The organism is Rhizobium bangladeshense, assembly GCF_017357245.1.
GTDB classification, from domain to species: domain Bacteria; phylum Pseudomonadota; class Alphaproteobacteria; order Rhizobiales; family Rhizobiaceae; genus Rhizobium; species Rhizobium bangladeshense.
Genome location: NZ_CP071612.1, coordinates 2,166,125 through 2,190,122, shown reverse-complemented (window position 1 = coordinate 2,190,122; position 23,998 = coordinate 2,166,125). Strand labels below are relative to the sequence as shown.

24 protein-coding genes and 1 pseudogene are annotated in these 23,998 nt (G+C 61.6%); 12 read left to right on the top strand and 13 right to left on the bottom strand.

Annotated features, from left to right (window positions below):
* Positions 1–107 precede the first annotated feature (107 nt).
* Entirely contained in the window at positions 108–1,616 is a 1,509-nt protein-coding gene (locus J2J98_RS10690; protein ID WP_207601023.1) for a winged helix-turn-helix domain-containing tetratricopeptide repeat protein, read from the bottom strand.
* 133 nt (positions 1,617–1,749) lie between these two features.
* On the opposite strand from J2J98_RS10690, the gene J2J98_RS10685 reads away from it, so the two are divergent.
* From J2J98_RS10685 to J2J98_RS10670, 4 genes are all read left to right on the top strand, one after another.
* Positions 1,750–2,916 carry an MFS transporter gene (locus J2J98_RS10685; RefSeq protein WP_207601022.1) on the top strand — a complete coding sequence of 389 codons (1,167 nt, stop codon included), beginning with the start codon at positions 1,750–1,752 and terminating at the stop codon, positions 2,914–2,916.
* Between the two features lie 117 nt (positions 2,917–3,033).
* Positions 3,034–3,555: a MarR family winged helix-turn-helix transcriptional regulator gene (locus J2J98_RS10680; protein WP_207601021.1), complete on the top strand. Its 522-nt coding sequence runs from the start codon at positions 3,034–3,036 to the stop codon at positions 3,553–3,555.
* The gene (locus J2J98_RS10675; RefSeq protein WP_092747793.1) at positions 3,552–4,232 is read left to right on the top strand and encodes a GNAT family N-acetyltransferase; all 681 of its coding nucleotides are present in this window, start codon (positions 3,552–3,554) and stop codon (positions 4,230–4,232) included. Before J2J98_RS10680 ends, J2J98_RS10675 begins: the two co-directional genes overlap by 4 nt.
* Positions 4,233–4,327: 95 nt before the next feature.
* Positions 4,328–5,296, top strand: a complete 969-nt coding sequence (locus J2J98_RS10670) for a substrate-binding domain-containing protein (protein ID WP_207601020.1) — start codon at positions 4,328–4,330, stop codon at positions 5,294–5,296.
* Between the two features lie 67 nt (positions 5,297–5,363).
* Here the strand turns inward: J2J98_RS10670 and J2J98_RS10665 are convergent, their stop codons facing one another.
* The 6 genes from J2J98_RS10665 to J2J98_RS10640 form a co-directional block, all read right to left on the bottom strand.
* Entirely contained in the window at positions 5,364–6,629 is a 1,266-nt protein-coding gene (locus J2J98_RS10665) for an ABC transporter substrate-binding protein (protein ID WP_207601019.1), read from the bottom strand.
* A gap of 26 nt (positions 6,630–6,655) precedes the next feature.
* Complete coding sequence (locus J2J98_RS10660; RefSeq protein ID WP_207603057.1) at positions 6,656–7,492, bottom strand: carbohydrate ABC transporter permease; 837 nt, start codon at positions 7,490–7,492, stop codon at positions 6,656–6,658.
* Positions 7,489–8,412 carry a carbohydrate ABC transporter permease gene (locus tag J2J98_RS10655; protein WP_207603056.1) on the bottom strand — a complete coding sequence of 308 codons (924 nt, stop codon included), beginning with the start codon at positions 8,410–8,412 and terminating at the stop codon, positions 7,489–7,491. Before J2J98_RS10655 ends, J2J98_RS10660 begins: the two co-directional genes overlap by 4 nt.
* A complete protein-coding gene (locus J2J98_RS10650) occupies positions 8,405–9,640 on the bottom strand; it encodes an ABC transporter ATP-binding protein (protein ID WP_207603055.1) in 1,236 nt (411 codons plus the stop codon). Before J2J98_RS10650 ends, J2J98_RS10655 begins: the two co-directional genes overlap by 8 nt.
* Positions 9,637–10,467, bottom strand: a complete 831-nt coding sequence (locus J2J98_RS10645; RefSeq protein WP_207603054.1) for a metallophosphoesterase family protein — start codon at positions 10,465–10,467, stop codon at positions 9,637–9,639. Before J2J98_RS10645 ends, J2J98_RS10650 begins: the two co-directional genes overlap by 4 nt.
* A gap of 189 nt (positions 10,468–10,656) precedes the next feature.
* Positions 10,657–11,052, bottom strand: coding sequence for a hypothetical protein (locus J2J98_RS10640; RefSeq protein ID WP_064708917.1), 396 nt, complete (start codon positions 11,050–11,052; stop codon positions 10,657–10,659).
* Between the two features lie 209 nt (positions 11,053–11,261).
* Here J2J98_RS10640 and J2J98_RS10635 point away from each other — a divergent pair, with 209 nt between their 5' ends.
* The 5 genes from J2J98_RS10635 (at position 11,262) to J2J98_RS10615 (ending at position 15,321) form a co-directional block, all read left to right on the top strand.
* Positions 11,262–11,450, top strand: coding sequence for a hypothetical protein (locus J2J98_RS10635; protein ID WP_064712789.1), 189 nt, complete (start codon positions 11,262–11,264; stop codon positions 11,448–11,450).
* 399 nt (positions 11,451–11,849) lie between these two features.
* Entirely contained in the window at positions 11,850–12,356 is a 507-nt protein-coding gene (locus tag J2J98_RS10630) for a winged helix-turn-helix transcriptional regulator (protein WP_138394248.1), read from the top strand.
* Between the two features lie 13 nt (positions 12,357–12,369).
* On the top strand, positions 12,370–13,635 hold the full coding sequence (gene fabF, locus J2J98_RS10625) for a beta-ketoacyl-ACP synthase II (protein WP_207603053.1): 1,266 nt from the start codon (positions 12,370–12,372) through the stop codon (positions 13,633–13,635).
* Positions 13,636–13,725: 90 nt separating this feature from the next.
* Positions 13,726–14,154, top strand: a complete 429-nt coding sequence (locus J2J98_RS10620; protein ID WP_207603052.1) for a DUF4864 domain-containing protein — start codon at positions 13,726–13,728, stop codon at positions 14,152–14,154.
* A 102-nt stretch (positions 14,155–14,256) separates the two neighbouring features.
* Positions 14,257–15,321 carry an acyltransferase family protein gene (locus J2J98_RS10615; RefSeq protein WP_207603051.1) on the top strand — a complete coding sequence of 355 codons (1,065 nt, stop codon included), beginning with the start codon at positions 14,257–14,259 and terminating at the stop codon, positions 15,319–15,321.
* A gap of 818 nt (positions 15,322–16,139) precedes the next feature.
* Here J2J98_RS10615 and tgt read toward each other — a convergent pair.
* The 5 genes from tgt to coaD form a co-directional block, all read right to left on the bottom strand.
* Entirely contained in the window at positions 16,140–17,270 is a 1,131-nt protein-coding gene (gene tgt / locus J2J98_RS10610; protein ID WP_207603050.1) for a tRNA guanosine(34) transglycosylase Tgt, read from the bottom strand.
* Positions 17,271–18,353 carry a tRNA preQ1(34) S-adenosylmethionine ribosyltransferase-isomerase QueA gene (queA, locus tag J2J98_RS10605; RefSeq protein ID WP_138394221.1) on the bottom strand — a complete coding sequence of 361 codons (1,083 nt, stop codon included), beginning with the start codon at positions 18,351–18,353 and terminating at the stop codon, positions 17,271–17,273.
* A gap of 71 nt (positions 18,354–18,424) precedes the next feature.
* Entirely contained in the window at positions 18,425–18,934 is a 510-nt protein-coding gene (locus J2J98_RS10600) for a peptidylprolyl isomerase (protein WP_064708924.1), read from the bottom strand.
* 28 nt (positions 18,935–18,962) lie between these two features.
* A complete protein-coding gene (locus J2J98_RS10595; protein ID WP_064708925.1) occupies positions 18,963–19,535 on the bottom strand; it encodes a peptidylprolyl isomerase in 573 nt (190 codons plus the stop codon).
* Positions 19,536–19,561: 26 nt separating this feature from the next.
* Positions 19,562–20,056 (bottom strand): pantetheine-phosphate adenylyltransferase, encoded by a 495-nt coding sequence (coaD, locus tag J2J98_RS10590; RefSeq protein ID WP_138394220.1) that lies wholly within the window; start codon positions 20,054–20,056, stop codon positions 19,562–19,564.
* Between the two features lie 91 nt (positions 20,057–20,147).
* Here coaD and J2J98_RS10585 point away from each other — a divergent pair.
* The 3 genes and pseudogenes from J2J98_RS10585 to J2J98_RS30675 all read left to right on the top strand — a co-directional run bounded on the left by J2J98_RS10585 (position 20,148) and on the right by J2J98_RS30675 (position 20,897).
* Positions 20,148–20,439: pseudogene (locus J2J98_RS10585) on the top strand (hypothetical protein).
* A 132-nt stretch (positions 20,440–20,571) separates the two neighbouring features.
* Positions 20,572–20,727, top strand: a complete 156-nt coding sequence (locus J2J98_RS10580) for a hypothetical protein (protein ID WP_003539654.1) — start codon at positions 20,572–20,574, stop codon at positions 20,725–20,727.
* A 35-nt stretch (positions 20,728–20,762) separates the two neighbouring features.
* Positions 20,763–20,897, top strand: a complete 135-nt coding sequence (locus J2J98_RS30675; RefSeq protein ID WP_259663786.1) for a hypothetical protein — start codon at positions 20,763–20,765, stop codon at positions 20,895–20,897.
* 181 nt (positions 20,898–21,078) lie between these two features.
* On the opposite strand, the gene gyrA is transcribed toward J2J98_RS30675, so the two are convergent.
* On the bottom strand, positions 21,079–23,886 hold the full coding sequence (gene gyrA / locus J2J98_RS10575; RefSeq protein WP_064708927.1) for a DNA gyrase subunit A: 2,808 nt from the start codon (positions 23,884–23,886) through the stop codon (positions 21,079–21,081).
* Positions 23,887–23,998: the final 112 nt, after the last annotated feature.

Genomic DNA, 23,998 nt, shown 5'->3' with positions numbered 1-23,998 from the left:
CGCAGCGCATCCGATATCGGCCTTACCCTGTCGCAATATAGGCAGACTGGCCTCAAATCATTCAAGCCGAAAGCCACGGCTTGTCGGCCAGTCACCGCTGCGGCGGTCTATTCCGGAAGGCCTGCCTTGCGGTAGCCGTCCATGAAATGGTGAAGGGTCTGGGCGTCGCGAAATGGTTCGGTCGCCGCCCAGTGGCGGCTGGAAAAGCCAGGGTTGGCGACAAGGAAGAGTTTTGTCTCCACCCGCGCCTCGTCGATCCGGCCGAGCTGCGCCAGGCTTGCCGCCAGGAAACGACGGGAGCTTGTTCGATAGGTTTCGTCGTGACGCAGCGTCTCGACAGCGGCCTCATATTGCCCGGCTGCATATTGCGCCTGTCCAAGCGCCAGATAATACCAGCTTGCAGGAAAGGGATTCAGCCGGAAAGCCTTGCGAGCATGCTCGAGACCTTCCTCAATTCGCCCGGCCAGGACCGTGACGTCGGATAATGCGGCAAATGTATCCGCTTCGTTCGGGTCGAGTTCGATTGCCTTGGCGAATTGCGCATCCGCCTCATCGAAATCGCGTGCGTAAGCAAGCAGGTAGGCGAGGACCCAACGGCAGCCGGCATCGTTGGGATCGATCGAGACGGCCTTTCGAGCCAGTTCCTGAGCAGCGTCGCGATCCAATTCCGTCGGGCCGCCGCTATGAACCCATCCCATCCAGTGGTTCATGGCAAGCCAGCGATAGGCCTCGGCATAGTCAGGGTCGAGGGTGACGGCGCGCGTCAGCATCAGATGCGCTTCCTCAGCCGCCTGCGGGGCATCGTCCATGAGCTTGCGCGCCCGCACACAAAGGTCGTAGGCATCGAGGCTCTTCGGCCGATTTCGCGGCGGCGGTGCGCGCAGTCGGCCGAGCAGCGCCTCGACGATCCTTGTCGTCACCTCGTCCTGAACGGCGAAGATATCATCCAGGCCGCGATCGAAGCGTTCCGCCCAGAGGTGATCCCCGCTTACGGCGTCGATCAGCTTGGCGTTGATGCGCACGCGCCCGGCGGCACGTCTCGCGCTGCCCTCCAACAGGTAGCGCACACCGAGCTCGTCGGCGATACCTCGGACCTCGATCGCCTTGCCCTTATAGGCAAAGACCGAGTTGCGGGCGATGACGAACAGACCGGGCATTCTGGAGAGGTCGGTGATCAGGTCTTCCGTCAACCCGTCCACGAAGGACTGCTGTTCGCGATCGTTGCCGATATTCAGGAAAGGCAGCACAGCGATCGACGGCTTGTCAGGCAGCGGCAAGGTTTTTCGCTTCAAGCCGCTGAGCCGATGCACCGCTCCAGTGAAGCGGTAGCCGATGCGCGGAACCGTTGCGATCCATTCACCGCCGCCGGTGGACGGGCCGAGCAGCTTGCGCAGCTGCGCGATCTGGACGGTGAGGTTGCCTTCCTCGACCGCCATGCCCGGCCAGGCCGCGTCCATCAGTTCGGTCTTGGCAAGGATTTCGCCTGTTCGCCCGACGAGCGCCGCGAGCAGCTTCAGCCCGCGGTGGCTAATGGCGATGGGATCATCGTTCCGAAGGAGCGTTCCCGCATCCGGATCAAGCACGAACGGACCAAAGGCAAAGCGCAATCCCTGCATGATGCGGATCTATAGTCCGTTTGGAAGTTTTTGAGAACGTTTTGGCTAGGCTTAATCACGGCGCTCCCCCGATTCCGCAGAATTCCCCACTTCAGCTCATGGCCCGGCCGTCCCGACCGAAGAGGAGATCTGCATGACCGCCGCAAGCACGACATCACCGGGCGAGGATCGGATTCCATGGGCGGCGATGATAGGCATTATAGCGACGGTGACAGTGTTTGCCGTGGCGCAGGGGCTGACCTATCCACTGCTGAGCTTCGTCCTGGAGCGGCAGGGACTGACATCAGGTCTGATCGGCCTCTCGGCAGCGATGACGCCATTGGGTTTCGTCATATCGGCGCCGCTCATTCCGGCGCTGTCGCGACAGCTAGGCGGATCGCGGCTTGCAGTACTCTGTTCGATCCTGGCCGCCCTTACCCTGATTGCGATCGCCTGGACCCAGCACGTCTTGGCCTGGATGCCGCTGCGCTTCCTGCTCGGCTTCTTTGCCAATCCGCTCTACGTGATCAGCGAAACCTGGCTGATCACGATCACGCCGGCGTCGCGCCGCGGCCGCATCATGGGCCTCTATTCATCGATCGTTTCGGCTGGTTTCGCCGTCGGCCCACTATCCCTTGGCCTCGCCGGTACCGAAGGCTGGCCGCCCTTCATGATTGGTGTGACGGCCCTCCTTGCCTGCGGCCTGATCGTGCTTGCCGTGGCCCCACGCCTGCCTGACATGCCTGTTGAAGGTGAGGCAACGTCGGTCGGCGGTTTCTTCCGGCTGGCGCCGCTGCTGCTGTTTGCGGTTTTCACGGCCGCCGCCTTCGAGCAGATCCTGCTTTCCCTGTTCGCCGTCTATGGAGCGGCCCTCGGCAGCGCCGAGGGGCGGATTGCTTCGCTCATCACCTGTTTCGTCGCCGGCAATGCCGTGCTGCAGATCCTGCTGGGGCGAGCGGCCGAGCGGTTCGGCGCGACTCTGACCATGTTGTTTTGTGTGCTGGCTTGCCTCAGCGGCTGCCTGCCGCTGGCGTTCATCTTCGACACCTGGCTCGTCTGGCCGCTGGTTTTCGTCTGGGGCGGCGTATCCTTCGGGCTCTACACCACGTCACTGATTCAGCTCGGCGAGCGCTTCACTGGCCAGACCCTGATCGCCGGCAATGCAGCCTTCGCCTTCGCCTGGGGCACCGGCGGCATCGCGGGCTCACCCGCGGCCGGACTGGCAATGCAGCTGATCGGGCATCAGGGCCTGCCATTATCCCTCGGCCTGCTCAGCAGTGTCCTGGCGGTGCTTCTGTGGACTGAGAAACGGCGCGGCTGATTGAACAGCCGCGCGTCAATTCACCGCTTTCGCCGCCGGTGATCCCCTGACCTTGAAATCGCACTTCCCGGATATATATAACGCGTTATATAACGCGCTATCCAACTGGAGGTCGGCATGGTCGAGGATGTGGTTCGAACGCTCGGCTTTTTGTGCCTTGGCAGCCGGCTCCGGCGCATCGGCGAAAGATTGCAGGCCGATACGCAGCAGATCATCGACGGCGCCGGGCTTGGAATTCAGGCCGGCCAATATCCATTCCTTGCCGCGATCGACCGCGGCGGACCGCTGACGATCGGCGAGCTGGCCCAGTCGGTGGGCATCACGCAACCCGGTGCGACGCGGACCATTGGCCAGCTTCTCGAACTCGGCTTCGTCGATATGCAGCCTGCGCCGGACGATCAGCGCCGCAGACTGGTGTCGCTGACCGACCAGGGGCAGGAACTTGTCGATTATTCGAAGACGACGATCTGGCCGCGCGTCGCGGCTGCCGTTGCGGATCTCTGCGGCGATCTGGACGGGCCTATCCTCGGGCAATTGGCAACAATCGAGGATGGGCTTGCGGCGGCGCCGCTCATTCGCCGGGGCACGACTGCTGCGTCGCGCGTCCTTTCAGACGCTGAGCAGGAGGAAGGACGATGAAACATGTGCTAGACCGGCCGATCTGGAGCGCGCTGCAGACGGCGCACGCCGATCTCGCCGAAGGCGGCAGATACGCGCGCCGTTATCCGCCGTCGATCGCTCCCTTCGCGGCCTCCGCGGACGATGGTCCGGAAAGCCTCGGAGCCCTCGAGAATCTACCTTCCGGCGATGAGAGAATGTTTCTCGTCGAGGCTGGACCAATCGCGCTTCCGTCAGGTCTAGTGGTCGTCATGGAGGCCTCGGTGACCCAGATGGTTGCCGAGCGCCCTCACGAGCGAATTTCGGATCCCCGCATCCAGCCACTGACCGAGGCTGATGCCGCTGAAATGCTCGATCTGGCGAGCTTGACCAAACCGGGGCCATTCACCTTGCGCGCCCAGAGCCTTGGCCACTTCTGGGGGATAAGGCATGAAGGCCGTCTCGTGGCCATGGCCGGTCAGCGTATGCGGCAGACGGGCTTCATCGAGCTCAGCGGACTTTGCACCCATCCCCATTTCCAAGGGCGCGGCCTCGGCAGCCTGCTCTTCCGTTTCGTTGCCGGTGAGATCGCATCCGGCGGCGACAAGGCCTATCTGCATGCCTACGCGGCGAACACGTCCGCCATTTCGCTCTACAAGGCGCAGGGCTTCGTGGTTCGGTCGGAGATGAACATGCGGGTGGTCAAACGTCGCCCTTGACCGGCCCTCCCCATCGTTCGCAACGCAGTGTCAGATCAATGTCATCGAAACCCTCTAAAGCGCGGGAATGAATTGACTGACGCGAGGTGCTTTCGATGGCGACATTGCAGCAGGTCGCATTCCGGGCAGGATGTTCGCTGGCGACCGCAAGCAGGGTTCTCAACCGCAACGGGCCAGCCAGCGATTTGATGGTGCGAAGGGTGCGCCGCGCTGCCGCGGAGCTCGGCTATCACGCCGCCGGGCGGTTCGGACGCAGGCCTGTGGTCGGCGTTTTAATCCCGAGCATCACCAATCCGGTGTTTGCCTCGTCGCTGGCAAGCATCCAGAACCGCATGCTGGTGGCCGGCCATGGCGTGTTGATCGCACAGTCGAACTACGATCCGGCGCTCGAGGCCGATGCCGTTGCCGCACTTCTGAACGACCGGCCGACTGGGCTCATCCTCACCGTCTGCGACCCGTCGACGAGCGAAGCGCTGCTCGCCAGGCTGCCACCGACCGTGCTTCTCAACAATCTGCCGACGGCGCAGTTTCCGGCCGCCGTAACCGCCGACAATCGTGGTGCCGGCCGCAGGCTCACGACCTTCCTGATAGGCATGGGCCACCGCCACATTCTCTTTCTCTCCGGCAATTTCGCCGCCTCCGACCGCGCCCGTCTTCGCTACCAGGGCTATCTCGACGCCATGGCCGAGAACGGCCTGACACCGCCTGATGCGATCCAGATCTCCTTCGTCGGCGACTATGACCAGCTCGATCTCAGCACCGCCATGAATTCGATTTCGCCGACGGCGATCATCGCCTCCAACGATCTGCTTGCGCTCGGGGTGATCGGCGCACTGAAGCGCGAAGGGCTTTCGGTGCCCGGCGATGTTTCGGTCGCCGGTTTTGACGGCATCGCCATCGGCCGGCTGATCGATCCGCCTCTGACAACGATCGAAATGCCGGATGCCAGCATGGGGGCGACGGCTGCCTCGCTACTCCTCGACATGGCGGAAAACGCCGCCCCTGCCCGCCACCTCGATGTCGCTTATACGCTGCGCCGCGGCGGCACGGTGCGCGCCATCTGAAGCCCGGCAAAACAAAAGGGCCGCCGCGCGCTCGGCATGGCGGCCCCTGCCATTCGGAAGAGGACTATCAGCTGCGCGGCAGCATGCCCTCGACGTCGGCGGCCGCGTCGTCGAGCGCTTCCTTCGGTTCAGCCGATTGATCGACGATGCGCGAGAGGTTGTCGACGATCGTCTGCGTGACCTTGACGCCATTCGAGCCGGGGAAGGCATACCAGGGGATCATCACCGGCATCTGGCTGAGGCCCGCCTGGAACAGCGGGTTCTGCTTGTAGAAGTCGCCGAGATATTCGGGCGACTTGGCGGCGAGCTCGTTGTTCGGCATATAGCCGGTGCCGGGGACGACGACGGAGGCGCCGTAGGGGCCGGCGGCGAATTTGGCGAACTTCCAGGCGGCATCCTGCTTGGCTGCGTCATGCGTCAGGATGACGACCGCGTTGCCGCCTGTGGGGAGACGGCCGTTCACCGGATCGATCAGCGGGATCTTGGCCGTGCGCAGATCGAACTTGTTGCCGACATTCTTGATCGTGTTGCGCAAGGCACCCGTTGTCTGGAACTCGAAACCGACTTTGCCTGCGGCAAAAGCCTGTTCACCGGCGGGCTTGGTGAAAACAGGCATTCCGCCTTCGGTGGCCATGCGATGCAGGACCTCGACGGCTTTCTGGCCCTCGGGACCGTTAAAGGCAACCTTGGTTTCGTCCTCGCTCAGCATCTTGCCGCCGGCGCCGAACAGCAGCGCGGAAAACATCCAGTCATCACCCTGCCAGCGGAAATCGATGCCATCGACGCCGTTGCCGAGCGCCTTGATCTTGCCGCCGAGCGCGATGGCCTCATCCCAGGTCTTCGGCGGATTGTCCGGATCGCCGCCGGCCGCCTTCACGAGATCGGCATTGTAATACATGATCGGGTTGGAGGTCGCGAAAGCGAGACCCACCTGCTTGCCCTTGACCTGGGCGAGCTTGAGGATCGTATCGGAGAAGCCCTGCTCAGCCATGTTGCCGTCCTTCTGGACGAGCGGGCCGAGGTCGACGGCGACATCGCGTTCGTCGAGCATGCGCAAGCGGTTCAGGCCGATGAAGGTGATATCGGGCATTTCGCTGGTGCCGACCTGGCGAAGGATCGTCTGGATGCCCTCTTCATAGGTTGCCGAGGGGCTGGCGAACTGGATCTTGATATCGGGGTTTTCTTCCATGAACTTCTTCGAGATCGTGTCCATCACGTCCTTGAAAAAGCCCGGCATCGGGTAATGAACCGTCAGCGTCGTCTCAGCACGCGCGGGAAGCGCGATTGCCAAGGACAGGGCCGCTGCGGCGAGAAGCTGGGTGACACGTTTCATCGCTCATTCTCCTTGATAAAAGCCGGTCAGCCTTTGAGACCGGTCATGGTGATGCCCTCGACAAAACGCTTCTGCGCAAGCAGGAAGGCGATGACGAGGGGAAGGGTAATGATGAGGGTCGCCGCCATCAGCGCGCCGTAGTCGTCGCCGGCCTCGGCGGCGCGGAAATACATCAGGCCAAGCGGCGGCGTAGCGTAGTCCTGCCGGCTGATGACAATCAGCGGCCAGTAGAGGTCGTTCCAATGGGCTACGACTGAGAAGATGGCAAAGGCGGTGACTGCCGGCCAGGCATTCGGCACGATGACACGGGCGACAATACCGAGCTCCGACATGCCGTCGAGACGCGCCGCATGAATGAGGTCGTCCGGCATGGCGCGAAAGAACTGCAGGAACATGAAGATTGCGAAGACTGAGATGGTAAAGGGTGCGACGAGAGCGGCATAGCTGTTGAGCAAGGCGGCGCGGTCGAAGGCGACATAGAGCGGCAGCGCCGTCGCATGGATCGGCACCAACAGACCGAGCATGACAAGCACCATCATGGTGCGGGCAGCAGCGAAACGCAGCTTCGCCATGGCATAGGCGCAGGGAATCGCCACCAGCACCTGAAAGACGAAGATCAGCCCGCAGACGACAACGCCGTTCCACAGCAACTGCGCCATCGGCACGCGGCTCAAGGCCTTGGTAAAATTCTCGGCAAAGGCGAGATGCGCCGGGATCAGCGACAAGGACGAGGTGAAGATATCGCTCTGCGTCTTGCCGGCCGCCGATATCATGAAGATGTAAGGCGCCAGGAAGACGATGGCCCCGAGGGAAAGCAGCATCAGGCGGATGATCCTGCCGAGGGAAAATGCGCTCATCGTCATGTGTAATGCACCCGCCGGTCGATAAGGCGGTACTGCAGGAACATCAGCACCACCAGGATGAGGAGGAAGACCACCGTCATCGCCGAGGCATAACCGACGCGCAGATAGACGAATCCCTCCTGGTAGATGGTAAAGAGCAGCACTTCCGATGCCTTGTTCGGGCCGCCCTCCGTCAGAGTCTTGACCGTCTCGAAGACCTTGACCGCATTGGTGGTGCTGATGGTGATGACGAAAAGGGTGGTCGGCCCGAGCATCGGCCAGGTGACCAGCAGGAAGCGGCCAAGGGAGGACTTGGCGCCATCTACCTCGGCAGCCGCGTAAAGCTCGCGTGGGATCGCCGTCAGCCCGGCCAGGAAAAGAACCATGTTGAAGCCGGTCGATTGCCAGACGCCGATGATCGAAAGGCTGTAGAGCACAGTTCCGGAACTGCCGAGCCAATTCGGGCCGGACAGTCCCGCAAGCGCCAGCAGCGCGTTGAGCGGGCCGATGGTCGGGTGAAACATGTATTGCCAGACGGTCGCCATGGCGACGATCAGCGAGGCGACCGGCAGGAAATAGGCGGTGCGGAAGAAACTGCGCGCCTCGGTCTCGCTTTCGATCAGCATGGCGATGCCGAGACCGAGAAGGATCGAGACGGGCGCGACGATTGCGGCATAGACCGTCGTATTCCAGAGCGACTTGCGGAATGTGCGGTCGGTGATCAGATGAGCGTAATTTTCGAAACCGATAAAGCGGAACTTGCCGTAACCGAGTTCGAAATCGGTGAAGCCGAGCAGAATGACCGCCGTGACCGGCAAAAGCACAAAGAGGAAAAGCAGCACGATCGCCGGCAGAACAAGCATCCACGCGATGCGGGCTTCGCTGCGCCTGTGCGCAACAGCGGAATCGCGGGGCACGGCCACGGAAATGACGCTAGCCATGCGCGCGCTCCCGCTGTGCTTTGTCGGCAATACTATCGTCCAGACCGGCATCGGCAGAGCCGAGCCCGGCATCGCCAGAGCCGAGCCCGGGATCCCCCGTCGCAACTGTACCGGCCAGCCGGCTGCCGTCCTCTGCAAAGATCAGCGTACGGCCAGGCGACAAGCGAAGTCCGACCGAATCGCCGGCGACAAGGCCTGCCGCTTCAGAGGGCTGAACCTTGGCGATGACGGTCTCGCCGATCGCTTCGAGCCGGCAATGGAGGATCACTTCGGAGCCCAGGAACTCGATGCGCTCAATTCGAGCGGCAAGGCCGTCATGCCGGCTCCTGGAAAGAAAGACGAATTCGGGCCGGATGGCGAGCGTGACCGGCATCTTGCCGGTGGGTGCATCGTCGAGCATCAACCGCAGGCCACCGCAGAGGATGACGCCGTTTTCGGAAAAGGCGGGAAGCAGGTTGATACGCGGCTGGCCGATGAAGCGGGCGACTTCGATATGGGCCGGATCGTCATAGATGACCTCAGGTCTTGCGATCTGCAGCAATCGGCCGCCCATCATCACGGCCACCCGGTCGGCCATCGACAGCGCTTCCGCCTGATCATGGGTGACATAAAGCGTCGGCACGCCCGCGCGCCGATGAAGGTCGACGATTTCGCCGCGGGCATGGACGCGCAGGTTGGCGTCGAGATTGGAAAGCGGCTCGTCCATCAGGAAGACGCTCGGCTGGCGCACCATGGCGCGGGCGAGCGCCACGCGCTGGCGCTGGCCGCCCGACATCTGGCCGGGCTTCCGGTCGAGCAGATGGTCGATCTTCAGCGAGGTCGCCATATCGCGGACGTCGCGGGCGATCGCCGCGCGCGTGGCACGCTGACCTGGCAGCAACGAACCGATGAATGGCAGCCGCTGCATCTTTGACAGCCGGCGCATCGCCAGGGGCACGGCAATATTCTGCGACGCCGTCAGATGCGGATAGAGCGCGTAGGACTGAAAGACCATGGCAATGTTTCGGTCAGCCGCGGCCACGCCGGACATATCATTCCCGCCGATCAGGATCTCGCCGCGGTCGGCATGATCGAGGCCGGCCAGGACGCGCAAGAGCGTGCTCTTGCCGCAGCCGGAGGGACCCACCAGCGCGATGAATTCGCCGGCATCGACATCGAGGCTGACGCCGTTGAGGATCTGATTGCCGGCGAAGGACTTCGTGATGCCGCGAAGCGAGAGCGCGCTCATTCCACCGGTTCTCGCTGCTTGACTGCCTGGGGATAGACCTCGTGGACGACGTCGTCGAGCACATGCGCGGTCATGCCCGGCACCGCGACGATCGTGCTTTCGACCGATGTATCGAAGTCGTGGACAACGGCGCCGATCAGGCGCTCGCCTGGCATTTCCCGCTCCATCTTATCGATGATGAAGGCGGCCGATGGCCCCCATGTCAGCCGAGTATTGCCGAAGCCGCCCTGCCAGGCCCAATGGAGGTGGCCGCTTGCGAAAAGAGCCACGTCATGGGCAGCGATCAGATCGTAGAGCCGCTGGCGCTGAACCGGCCGAACGCTCCAGTAACCGGTATCGCCTTCATCGGGTGCATCCACGAACAGCGGCTTATGAGCGAAAAGCGCCACGCACCGCCCGCCCCTGTTGGCAAGCGCTCGCTCGAGCCATTCGAACTGCGCCTCCTCCTCGTCGTCCTCGTGGCCGAGAAGCAGCGCGTTCAAGCCGATGAAGCGCCAGCCGGCTGCATCCTCCAGCCAGCGATCGGCGCCGGCAAGGCTGCGCCAGCGGGTCAGCCGCTCGGCGGTGACAGGCTGGTCGGAGCCCTTGAGGTGGCCGACATCGTGATTGCCGGGAACGATCAGCATCGGGATCGATACCTGGCGCATGAGATCCATTGAGAAGACGATGTCCTCGTCCTTGTCGGCGCCGTCTACGGTGAGATCGCCGGTATGGATGATCAGATCGGCGCCGGTGTCTTCGATCCAGGTCAGAAGCGGCGCCCAGTTGCCGTTGAAATGCGGCTTGCCGGGGCTGAAATGGGTGTCCGTAATCTGAATGATTTTCATGGGGGCGCGCGTCTCCGAGACCTTGGAAGCGTGTCATGGACGCTCCCTTCTCCGGCCCTCTCTAGAAGGCTCCCATGTCAATCAGACATCTCAGGTTTTCAGCTGTTTTTCAGTTTTGTCATCAATCCGTCATGCAGACGCAAGCCGGCCCCGGGAAGGAGCCGGCCAATCTGCGGGATCGGGCGAAGATCAGTGCCGCGGCGCGTTGGCGGGAATGGAGGACACCGTCGCCGAAACGGGGTCACTTGCCGGAAAGGTGTCTTCGAGGCCTTCGTTCAGCTCCTCTTCCAGCGTCTCGCTATCGTGGGTCGAACGTGCGCTCGGCTGCCCGACGAGACCCTTGCTGCCTTCGTCGAAGTTGCCGTTGCTCAAAGCGTCGTAACGGTTGATGCTGCCGTCTGCGTCACGGCCGGGAAAGGCGGTCAGCTGAACCATCATCACCTTGGCGCGGTCGAGCGCCGTCGAGTTGTCGAGCTCGCCGTGAGAATTGTCGATTTTGACGGCAATCGACTCCCCTCCCTCGCCCAGGAATTCCACGGTGAAGAAGTTGCCGGACTGTGTCACGCGCGTATCGATCAACTGCATGAGAACCTCCTGTGTTCATGCCAAGTCAACGGTGATCAGCATCAGGAGTTCCACGACAGCGGCATTTCAATGCGGATGCATGGCGCGTCGGTTTGCATGGGCTCGACACCCAACCGGCAGTTATGGTTAATTTATTAATAATTCCGGGTTTATGATCGGAACCATGCGGCCTTTCCGAGTGTTGATGCTGCGCCGTGGAGGAACCCCCGATGATCCTGAAAATCCTTGCTCCAAAAATCGACGCCGACTGCCATGATACCGGCACCTACCCCGACGGTATATTCGTCGAAAACCGAATCGACCTTTCGTCGCGCCGTGACGGCCGCCGTCGCTCGCCGCATGAACGCGACTACGGCGCCGACAGGAAATTGGAGAACCTGCCGCTGGGCTTCGTCTAAGCAGCATGCGAAAGGCCAGAACCTTCCCTTGCCGGCCGGATAGTTCCGGCCACATTCTCGTTTGACGCCACTCATACAGGCCGGAAGAAGCCTTTTCCCTGGATTGCCTACATCCCAATTTCATCGCCGCGCAATCCTAGCCAACGGCATGTAGCATTTCGTCAAAGGCATCAGCGACCGGCCCTTCCGCACGCCTGGCCTGGGCGAACTTCCTCACCGCTCTTCTCTTCGGCAATCGGGTCGCTCTATATCGGCACATCAGGCGAAAGGATCTTTGTCGCGGCCAGCATGCTCGCCACCGGCATCCTGCTCGCCCGCTTTTTCGAAGGCGGCGCGGCCTGGAGCTTTCTGGCCTAGGTGACTTGCATGATGATAGTTACTAATCTAGTGACATCCGCCATGCAGCGGACGAGTTTCAGCCAGTTCAAATGCCCGGCAGCGCGCGCGCTCGACAGCGTCGGCGACTGGTGGAGCATTCTGATCCTTCGCGATGCCTTCCAAGGGCTGTCGCGTTTCGACGAGTTTCAGAAAAGCCTTGGCGTGGCCCCGAACATCCTGACGCGGCGGTTGAAACATCTGACGGACCAGGGCCTGTTCGAACGGCGGCTCTACCAGCAGCGCCCCGCCCGCTATGAATATCTGCTGACCGAGAAGGGCCGCGATTTCTTCCCTGTGTTGATGGCGTTGTTTTCCTGGGGGAGCCGGCACATTCCGGAAGAGGATCTCGCCTTTCTGCTCAGCGACGCCGCTTCCGGCAAATTGCGCAAGACAGTGCTGGTCGATGCCGCAACCGGCGAAGAAGTAACGCCCGAAAACACCAGCCTGATTGCTGGCCCCGCAGCCGACGATGAGGTGCACGAGCGGATCGCCCGCATGCGTGCCTGGTATCTCGGCATCGACGCATAGAGAGGAGAATGCCATGGATCGCATCGTTGTCACCGGAATGGGACTTGTCTCGCCGCTCGGCACCGGCGTCGAGCCCGCCTGGAAACGCCTCATCGACGGCGCATCCGGTCTCAGGGTGCTGCCGGAGGATGTCGTCGGCGAGCTGTCAGCCAAGGTCGGCGGTATTGTTCCCCGCGCCGTCGAGGATGCCGAGGCTGGCTTCGACCCCGACCGTTACATCACGCCCAAGGACCAGAAGAAGATGGACCGCTTCATCCAGTTCGCCATGGCGGCGACGGAGGAAGCGGTGAAGCAGGCCGGCTGGATACCGACCGACGAAGCTGCGCGCGAACGCACCGCAACGATCATCGCCTCCGGGGTCGGCGGCTTTCCAGCGATCGCCGAAGCGGTGCGGATCGGCGAAGCTCGGGGCGTGCGGCGGCTATCGCCCTTTACCGTGCCCTCCTTCCTCGTCAATCTCGCCGCCGGACAGGTCAGTATCCGTTACGGTTTCAAGGGGCCGCTCGGCGCGCCGGTGACGGCCTGTGCCGCAAGCGTCCAAGCGATCGGCGATGCGGCGCGGCTGATCCGCTCCGGCGAAGCCGATGTGGCGATCTGCGGCGGTGCCGAGGCGTGCATCGACAAGGTGAGCCTCGGCGGCTTTGCCGCCGCGCGTGCGCTTTCCACCGGCTTCAATGAAACACCGGAGCTTGCCTCGCGTCCGTTCGACACGGCGCGCGACGGTTTCGTCATGGGCGAAGGCGCCGGTATCCTGGTGATTGAAACGCTGGACCACGCGCTGGCCCGCGGGGCTACACCGCTTGCCGAACTCGTCGGCTACGGCACGGCGGCGGATGCCTACCACATGACCGCAGGCCCCGAAGATGGCGACGGCGCGCGCCGCGCGATGGAGGCGGCACTCAGGCAGGCGAAGATTCCGGCTTCACAGGTCAAGCACCTCAACGCACACGCGACGTCGACACCGGTCGGTGACAAAGGCGAGATCGCTGCGATCGGGACGGTCTTCGGCCGCGCCGGCGGCATCGCCGTCAGCGCGACGAAATCGGCGACAGGCCATCTGCTCGGGGCGGCCGGCGGTTTGGAAGCAATCTTCACCATTCTTGCGCTGCGCGACCAGATCGCGCCCCCAACCCGCAACCTTGATGAAGCCGATCCGGTCACAGAGGGCATCGATATCGTCGGCAAGACGGCGCGGCCGCTGGCGATGGATTATGCCATCACCAACGGCTTCGGCTTCGGCGGCGTCAATGCCAGCGCGCTGTTCCGGCGCTGGTCTTAAGGCGTTGCCCAGTTTTGCTGGAATTACGCCAGAAATCGCCTACACTTCGCTGCCGTCGGGGATCTTCTCCGATAGAGCCGGAGATAATCCATGCGCGCCTTCTTCGCAGTTTTCATCCTGTGTGCCGCGTCCCTCCTCTGCACCGTCTCAGCCCGCGCCGACGACCCGATCGACACGACACGGACGATGATCGAGGAGCAGATCAAGGCCTTCCTTAAAGACGATGCTGAAACAGCCTATTCCTTCGCCGCCCCCGGCATCAAGGCCATGTATCCCGACAAGAACCTGTTCTTCGCCATGGTGAAGAAGAGCTACGAACCGGTCTATCATCCCGGCAATTATGCCTTCGGCCGCAGCCAGTCGATCGACAATGGCGCGCTGATCTATCACGAGGTGCTGATATCTGGCCGCGACGGCAAGGACTGGACGGCGATCTACCAGATCACGCGCCAGCCGGACGGCACCTACAGGATCAACGGCGTACAGATCATGCCCGATGCGGACAGCAAGGGTATCTGACGCGGTGTGTCGCCGTCAGAAGCCGGCCGGTTACACGGCGACGTTGCGCTAACAATTTCGAAATCCTCCCAAGGTAATAAGAGCCACCGGAGGGTCGTTACCGTGAACACTGGCAAGCAATTTTTCACAGCTCTTGAAGCGTTGCGGGGAATTGCAGCGATCATGGTCATGTTCCTGCATACGGGTGGCACCCTTGGCCCGCTGCCGGCAAATATCAGCTATCTAGGCGTAGACTTCTTCTTTCTTCTGAGCGGCGTCGTTCTCGCAAATTCATACGAAAAGCCATTGTTGGCGGGAGAGATTTCGCCTGCAGGATTTCTCCTGCAGCGCATCATTCGGCTTTATCCGCTCTATCTTCTTTCGCTTCCGATTGGCCTTCTCAGTTATGCGCTTCAATTCGGCCTGGAGCCGCTGGCAGGCCTTCTTCCGAGGGCGCTCCTGTTCATCCCAAACCCAAATCCAGAAGGGCCGTTCCCTTTGAACGGGCCTAGCTGGTCGCTCTTCTTCGAGCTCTGGGCCGGATTGCTGTTCGCCCTTGTTCTGATCAGACTATCGTTCAGAACCGTGCTTACCATCGTCTTGGGGGCTGCCTGCATCACCACATATGGAGCATCGATCGGAGGCAATTTCGATATTGGCCACCAGCCAGGCTACTTAGGATTTGGCTTTTCGCGAGTGCTGTTCTCGTTCTCGCTCGGGATCTGCCTCTGCAGGCTACATAATGTCGGGAAACCGACTGCTGCCAATGGCAACATGACCGGCCTCCTTGTCTGTGGTTGTTTGATTCTGATCACAAACATTCCGGCCAGCGCATTCCTCGGATTCCCGTATTTCGATCTCTTCATATGCCTTGTTATTTTCCCGGCAATCGTTTGGGTTGCAATGCGCACGACGCAGACGGGCTTCATCGAAATGATATTCCGCTGGCTGGGAAGGCTTTCCTATCCGATCTATATTCTGCATGGGCCTATCTTCAGCCTGCTGGATTCGCTGCGGCGGAGGGGCTTCGACCTTCCTGCCTCTCCAGCAGCCGGGATGGTCGTCGTCATGGCAATTTTCATTGTGGCTGGCATCGCCACCGTTTGCTTCGACGAGCCCGTGCGCAAGAAGCTCAAAATGATGGTTTCGCCGAATCCACCTTCTACGGCCCCGCAATCGGTGGGTTAGGCTATAACCCGGTCCAGATCGCCCCTCGGCCATTCCTCCATCGTGCCATGAACACGAGCTAGTCTATCATCCCGGCAACTGCGCCTTCGGCCGCAGCGCTCGTCCGATAATGGCTCGGTAATGAGGCGCTGATTTCAGGCCGCGACATAAGGACCGGAGCGCCATTTATCGGGGTCACGCGCCGGCCGGAGGGCAGCTACAGGATCAACGTGAGATCATGCCGGATCCGACAGCAAGGACATCTAGCTCTTTGCAGACTAAGGTTTTGTTCAACACCGCCGGAACATACAGAATTCATGTCTTTCTGTCGGGGTGATACTCAATGCCTATTTCATTCAAGCGGTTCCTCGCAGCCCTCATGATCGGCTTTGCCGCCAGACCGGGTGTTGCGCAGGCGGAATCCTTCTCAAGACTTGCACAGCAAAATTTCGCCGTCGGAAACTGACCAAGGGAAAGGCTGGTGGATACGGCTGGGTCGTTTCCAACGGCAGCAAGCGGTTTTTCTGCCGGCTGAATGCCAGCTTGGCTTACGTCAACAAGAAAGAAATGGTCGGCATTACGTCGAGCGGACGGCTTATCAAGGTGGACCGCGCGACGTTTGAGGCATCGATCGGCGGCCCTGACCCGTCAATACCGCAGTGGAGCGATCTTCAAGCTGGCCGCGTCAAGCCGGCTGATGTCGGGAGTTGTACAGCCGCTCGCTGACGAATCACCCGGGCGAAAAGCCGCAGCAAGATGCTAGCGCATCGGGCCGATGCGTTCATTCAAAGTGTTACAGCGTCCTTTGCGCGTCTGGCACGGTATGACAGCGCGGCCGATCAGACAGGGTCAAGATCGCCCCTCGCCCATTCCTCCATTGTTTCGGCCGTGAAATCGGCGAAGCGGCCCTCGGCGATCGCCTTGCGTATGCCCTGCATCAGTTCCTGGTAATAGGCGAGATTGTGCCAGGAGAGCAGCATGCCGCCCAGGGCTTCGTTGGCGCGGACGAGGTGATGCAGGTAGGCGCGCGAATAATCGCGCGAGGCCGGACAGTTCGACCGTTCGTCGAGCGGGCGCATATCTTCAGCATGGCGGGCATTGCGGATATTGACCTTACCGCGGCGGGTGAAGGCCAGGCCATGGCGGCCGGAGCGGGTCGGCATGACGCAGTCGAACATATCGATGCCGCGGGCCACGGATTTGAGGATATCGTCCGGCGTGCCGACGCCCATGAGGTAACGCGGCTTTTCCACAGGCAGCACGGGAAGCGTCTCTTTCAGCATATTCAGCATCACGTCCTGCGGCTCGCCGACCGCAAGACCGCCGACGGCATAGCCCTTGAGGTCGAGCTTGGTCAGCTCCTCGGCCGAACGGATACGCAGGGCCGGGATATCGCCGCCCTGAACGATGCCGAACATCGCCTTGCCGGGCTGCTCGCCGAAGGCGACCTTGCAGCGCTCCGCCCAGCGCAGCGACATTTCCATGGCTCGCTCGATCTCCCTCGGCTCGGCCGGCAGCGCCACGCATTCGTCGAGCTGCATCTGGATGTCGGAGCCGAGCAGCCCCTGGATCTCGATCGAGCGCTCCGGCGACATATGATGCAGGCTGCCGTCGACATGCGACTTGAAGGTGACGCCCTGCTCGTCGAGCTTGCGCAGGCCGGACAGCGACATGACCTGGAAACCGCCGGAGTCGGTCAGGATCGGGTGTTCCCAGCGGATCAGCTTGTGCAGGCCTCCAAGGCGGGCGACACGCTCGGCCGTCGGGCGCAGCATCAGGTGATAGGTGTTGCCGAGGATGATGTCGGCGCCGGTTTCGCGCACCTGATCGAGATACATGGCCTTGACGGTTCCGACCGTGCCGACCGGCATGAAGGCGGGCGTGCGGATCGTGCCGCGCGGCATGGAAATCTCACCGAGACGGGCGCCGGCATCGGTCTTCTCAAGCGTGAATTGGAAGTTCTTTGTCATCTAATCTATCCGGAAAAGAAGGCTCGCGTCGCCGTAGGAGTAGAAGCGGTAGCCCGTGGAAATGGCGTGTTCATAAGCCGCATGCATGGTCTCGAAGCCGGCGAAGGCCGAAACCAGCATGAACAGCGTCGAGCGCGGCAGGTGGAAATTGGTCATCAGCATGTCGACTGCCTTGAAGCGGTAACCGGGCGTTATGAAGATGCCCGTGGCGCCTGCCCAAGGCTTGATCTCTCCACTCTGCTCGGCGGCGCTCTCGATCAGCCGCAACGAGGTCGTGCCGACACAGACGATGCGCCCGCCTCTTTCCCGCACGGCATTCAGCCGCGATGCGACGTCGGCGCTGACATAGCCGCTTTCGAGATGCATCTTGTGATGGTCGGTATCATCAGCCTTAACAGGCAGGAAAGTGCCGGCGCCGACATGCAGCGTGACGAAATGGCGTTCGATGCCGGCCTTGTCGAGGGCCTCGAACAGGCCGGGCGTGAAATGCAGGCCGGCGGTGGGGGCTGCGACGGCGCCCTCCTCGCGGGCATAGATCGTCTGGTAGTCGGCCCGGTCGCGCTCGTCCTCGGGGCGCTTGGCGGCGATATAGGGCGGCAGCGGAATATGGCCGACGGCGGCGATCGCCTCGTCGAGGGCCGGACCGGAAAGATCGAAGGCGAGCATCACTTCGCCTGCTTCGCCCTTTTCCTCCACCGTCGCATCGAGCGAGCCGATCATGCAGCTTTCGCCGCTGTGGCCGAAGGCGATACGATCGCCCTCCTTGATGCGCTTGCCCGGTTTGGCGAAGGCTTTCCAGCGGCTGGGGCCGACGCGCATGTGCAGCGTTGCCGAGACCTGCTGCCCGCCGGCGCCGTCGCGATGGCGGATGCCCTCGAGTTGGGCGGGAATGACCTTCGTGTCGTTGAAAACGAGCGCGTCTCCGGGCCGCAAGAACGATGGCAGATCCGAAACGCGATGATCCGACAGCGCGCTTGCCGCTTTTGCATCAACGACGAGCAGACGAGCGCTGTCGCGCGGCTCGGCGGGCCGCAAGGCGATGCGCTCCTCGGGCAGATCGAAGTCGAAAAGGTCAACGCGCATAAGTGTACTTTCAGGCAAAGCGAAACCCGCCCGCGCTCTCGCGCAAGGGCGGGTTTCAGCAGAAATCACAATCAGACGTCGGCGGCAACCCGCATGGAGACGATCGAGTCCGGATCGGAGACCGGCTCGCCACGCTTGATCTTGTCGACGTTGTCCATGCCTTCGATCACCTGTCCCCATACCGAATACTGCTTGTTCAGCCAGGGAGCGTCGGTGAAGCAGATGAAGAACTGCGAGTTGGCTGAGTTCGGGTTCTGCGAACGCGCCATCGAGCAGGTGCCGCGAACGTGCGGGGTGGCGGAGAATTCAGCCTTCAGATCCGGCTTGGCGGAGCCGCCCATGCCGGCGCGGCCAGGATTGAAGGTTTCCGAACCCTTCTTGCCATATTCGACATCGCCCGTCTGAGCCATGAAATCCTGAATGACGCGGTGGAAGACGACGCCGTCATAGGCCTTCTCGCGGGCGAGTTCCTTGATGCGGGCGACGTGCTCCGGGGCGACCTGCGGCAGCAGTTGTATGACAACCTTGCCCTTGGTGGTTTCCAGAATGACGGTGTTTTCGGGATCCTTGATCTCGGCCATTGCCTTCTCCTCTTCTTTCTCTCGTAACCTACTTTTTGCCCAGGGTGACCTTGATCATCCGGTCGGGATTCTTGACTTCGCCGTTCTGGCCTTCGCCGCGCTTGATCTTGTCGACGTTCTCCATGCCGGAAACGACCTTGCCGACGACGGTGTACTGGCCGTTGAGGAAGGACCCGTCTGCGAACATGATGAAGAACTGCGAATTGGCGGAATTCGGATCCTGAGAGCGCGCCATGCCGACGGTGCCGCGCACGAACGGGGTCTTGGAGAACTCAGCCGGAATGTCCGGAAGGTCGGACGAGCCGGTGCCGGCGAGGCTGGCATCGAAGCCCTTTTCCATATTGCCGTATTTGACGTCGCCGGTCTGGGCCATGAAGCCATCGATGACGCGGTGGAAAGCGACGTTGTCATATTCGCCCTTCTTGGCGAGCGCCTCGATCTGGTCGACATGCTTTGGTGCTACATCCGGCATCAGCTGGATCACCACCGGGCCGTTCTTCAGCTGAATGGTGAGATAATGATCGGCCGATTGAGCCAACGCATCCCCCGCGAAGGAGGCGAGATACAGCACGCCGGCAAATGCGAGATAGAAGAGTTTCATGTGAGCTCCGTTGCGGCGTTATCCGCCTAGGCTTTGCGCTTGGATTTGAGGGCTTGCAAGACGGCGGCCGGCACGAAAGCACTGACATCGCCGCCCATGGCTGCGATCTGGCGGACCAATGTGGCGGTAATGGGCCGCGAAGCCGTGCCGGCAGGCAAAAAGATGGTCTGGATATCGGGGGCCATCGTTCGGTTCATGCCGGCCATCTGCATTTCGTAGTCGAGATCCGTGCCGTCCCGAAGTCCGCGTATCAGAAGCGTGGCGCCATGGGCGCGGGCGGCATCGACGACCAGATTGTCGAAGGCGACGACAGTGATGTTGCCGCTCTTTCCGGGCAATGCTTCGGCCAGCGAAAGGCGGATCAGCTCTGCTCTCTCTTCGAACGAAAAGAGCGGCGCCTTGCCGGGATGGATGCCGATCGCGACGATGACTTCTTCGGCGACGTTCAGCGCCTGGACCAGAACATCCACATGCCCGTTGGTGATCGGGTCAAAGGACCCAGGATAAAAAGCTGTCGTCATCTGGCCCGGCCGTTGTTTTGACGCCTTTTGTCACGGATGCGGACTTGCCGCAAGTGATTTACCCCGGCCGCGCCGCTTGGCTGAATAGCGGATGAACATGCCATTCAAGGCCGTTTCAGATGGGATCTGCTTAACTCGGATCATCAACCAAGCGGATGCCTTCCCTGCATCCGGCGCCCCCGAAAGACACCATATCCATGCTGATTGTGCTCGTTGCGCTTGCCGTCGTTTTCTCCCTCGCCGCCGAGATGGTCTATGGCTATTTCGCCGATCGCCACGAGGTGAGCTGGGTGCGGCCGGAGCTTGCCGAACATTCAGCAATCGTGCGCGCCCAACGCCGCCTGTGCGAAAAAAACCGGGCTTCGAATCTGAACGCCAGATGAACGAGACATTCAAGGAGGCTTCAGATCGCCATTGGTAAACACCCGCTCAACATCCGGCGGAACCATTTTTAAACGGATGCGTTCACTCAACCGACACAGAAATGCGTCAAGGCGCGGCAGGAAGGACTAAAAATGCCCGGCAAGATTACGATGATTAACGTGCTCTGGATGGTCATGGTCACGGGCATGCTCACCGCAACTGTCGCTCTTTATGATCAGAAGGTCGATACCTCCAAGGTTTATGGCCCCTATGCTTCGGCCCGAACGGCCGTGCTGGGTCAGTACTGAGGGGCGAGAACGCAACTCCCAGGAAAGGAATGCCTATGTTCACGATCTTGACAGTGCTCACCGCCCTCATCAGCGTCATGTTCATAGTGTCCGTGGCCTCGACGATTTCAGCGCTGCGGCGCGAAGGCGAAGAGTTGAAGGCGCTGAACGAAAAGCATAGCGCGTTCTGACATTCCTCTCTTTCCCTCCCATGAGCGGCACCCTTTCGCCGCCTGGGCCTTTCAAAGCCGGATGCTCTTAGCGTCCGGCTTTTTTATTGGGCATTGAGCCCGTTTGAGCCAACGGAATGCTTCGGTTCGGAGGCAAGGCTCTGACAGAAAAGGGCGGCTCGAAGCCGCCCTTTTCATTCGATTACTCCTCGGCAGAACCGCCCGGATCGCCATCGACGACCGGCGTCTCATCGGTGCCGGCGGCGCTTTCGGCCGCATCGACGGCCTCCTCGGTGTCATCCTCCTCCGGCTCGCTGATGCGCTCGACCGAGACGACCTTCTCGTCCTTGGCCGTCGAGAAGATGGTGACGCCTTTTGTGGCGCGGCTGGCGATGCGGATGCCGCCGACCGGCACTCGGATCAGCTGGCCGCCGTCGGAGACCAGCATGATCTGATCGCCGTCATCGACCGGGAAGGCTGCGACAAGTTCGCCGATCTCACCCGTTTTCGACGTATCGGTGGCGCGGATGCCCTTACCGCCACGGCCGGATATGCGGAAGTCGTAGGAGGAGGAGCGCTTGCCGAAGCCCTTTTCGGACACGGTGAGCACGAATTGCTCGCGCGCCTTCAGTTCTTCGTAACGCTCATCGGAAAGCTGCCCTTCTTCCGTGACCTCTTCGCCGACGAGAGCAATGTCCTCTTCATCAACGCCTATCGCCCGGCGTTCGGCGGCGGAGCGCTTGAGGTAGGCGGCACGTTCCCATGGCTCGGCATCGACATGGCCGACGATCGTCATCGAGATGATGCGGTCGCCCTCGCCGAGATTGATGCCGCGCACACCGATCGAGTTGCGTCCGGCAAAGACGCGTACGTCGTCAACGGAGAAGCGGATGCACTGTCCGAGCGCCGTGGTCAGGAGAACGTCGTCCCGATCGGTGCAAGTCTCTACGGAGAGGATTTCATCACCCTCCTCTTCGAGCTTCATGGCGATCTTGCCGTTGCGGTTGACCTGGACGAAGTCCGACAGCTTGTTGCGACGGACCGTTCCGCGTGTCGTCGAAAACATGACGTCGAGATTGTCCCAGCTCGCCTCGTCCTCGGGCAAAGGCAGGATGGTGGTGATGCGCTCGCCCGGTTCGAGTGGCAGCATGTTGATCAGCGCCTTGCCGCGCGATTGCGGGGTGCCGATCGGCAGACGCCAGACCTTCTCCTTATAGACGATGCCGCGCGAGGAGAAGAACAGGACCGGCGTATGGGTGTTTACCACGAATAGCCGGCTAACAAAATCCTCGTCGCGTGTCGTCATGCCGGAGCGGCCTTTGCCGCCGCGGCGCTGCGCGCGGTAGGTGGCCAGCGGCACGCGCTTGATATAGCCGAGATGCGAGACGGTGACGACCATGTCCTCACGGGCGATCAGATCCTCGTCGTCCATTTCAAGGCCGCCATCGACGATCTCGGTGCGGCGCGGCGTGCCGAACTCGTCGCGGACGGCGCCGAGTTCTTCCTTGACGATGGTCTGGATGCGCACGCGCGAGGAAAGAATATCGAGATAATCCCGAATTTCCTCGCCTATCTTATTGAGTTCATCGCCAATTTCGTCGCGACCGAGTGCGGTCAGGCGGGCAAGGCGCAGCTCGAGAATAGCGCGCGCCTGCTCTTCCGAGAGGTTGTAGGTGAGGTCCTCGTTGATGCGGTGACGGGGATCGTCGATCAGACGGATCAGGCTTTCGACATCTTCAGCCGGCCAGCGGCGCGTCATCAATTCCTCACGCGCCGACTGCGGATCGGGCGCCTGGCGGATGACACGGATGACTTCGTCGATGTTGGCGACGGCGATCGCAAGACCGACCAAAACGTGGGCGCGCTCGCGCGCCTTACGCAGCAGGAATTTCGTTCTCCGGCTAACAACATCCTCGCGGAAGGAGACGAAGGCGCGCAGCATGTCGAGCAGCGTCAGCTGCTCCGGCTTGCCGCCGTTCAGCGCTACCATGTTGCAGCCGAAGGACGTCTGCAGCGGCGTGTAGCGGTAAAGCTGATTGAGGATGACCTCAGCATTGGCGTCGCGCTTCAGCTCGATGACGACGCGATAACCCTGCCGGTCGGATTCGTCGCGCAGATCGGAGATGCCCTCGACGCGCTTTTCGCGCACCAGTTCAGCCATCTTCTCGATCATCGTCGCCTTGTTCACCTGGTAGGGAATTTCGGTGATGATGATCTGCTCGCGGTCGCCGCGCATCGGCTCGATCGTGGCAACGCCACGCATGATGACGGAACCGCGGCCGGTCTCGTAGGCCGAGCGGATGCCGGCGCGACCGAGGATTTTGGCGCCCGTCGGAAAATCGGGGCCGGGAATGATCTGCATCAGTTCCGGCAGCTCGATCGCCGGATCGTTGATCAGCGCGATACAGCCGTCGATGACTTCGGAGAGGTTGTGCGGCGGAATGTTGGTGGCCATGCCGACAGCAATGCCGCCAGCGCCGTTGACGAGCAGGTTCGGGAATTTGGCGGGAACCACGACCGGCTCGGACAGCGTGCCGTCATAGTTGTCGCGGAAGTCGACGGTTTCCTTGTCGAGATCGTCGAGCAGCGAATGGGCCGCCTTCTCCAAGCGGCACTCGGTGTATCGTTCGGCCGCCGGCGGATCGCCGTCAACCGAGCCGAAATTGCCCTGACCGTCAATCAGCGGCAGGCGAAGCGACCAGGGCTGCGCCATGCGGGCGAGCGCATCATAAATCGCGGCATTGCCATGCGGATGGTATTTACCCATCACGTCGCCGGTGACGCGGGCGCATTTGACGTATTTCTTGTTCCAGTCAATGCCGAGCTCGGACATGCCGTAGAGAATGCGCCGGTGCACGGGCTTCAGGCCGTCGCGCACGTCGGGCAGCGCGCGGCTGACGATGACGCTCATGGCGTAATCGAGATACGACCGCTGCATTTCCTCCATGATGGAGATGGGCTCGATGCCTGGCGGGAGCTTCCCGCCGCCGGGGGGTGTTTGCTCAGTCAAAACAGATCACGATCTCTTCTAGAATCACTTGAAGAATTTATAGCGGAAAGCCTGTTCCCGCGCCATTTTCTGAGTGCCTTTTTGAACAGGCTTTTGCGGCTTAAAGAGGGTA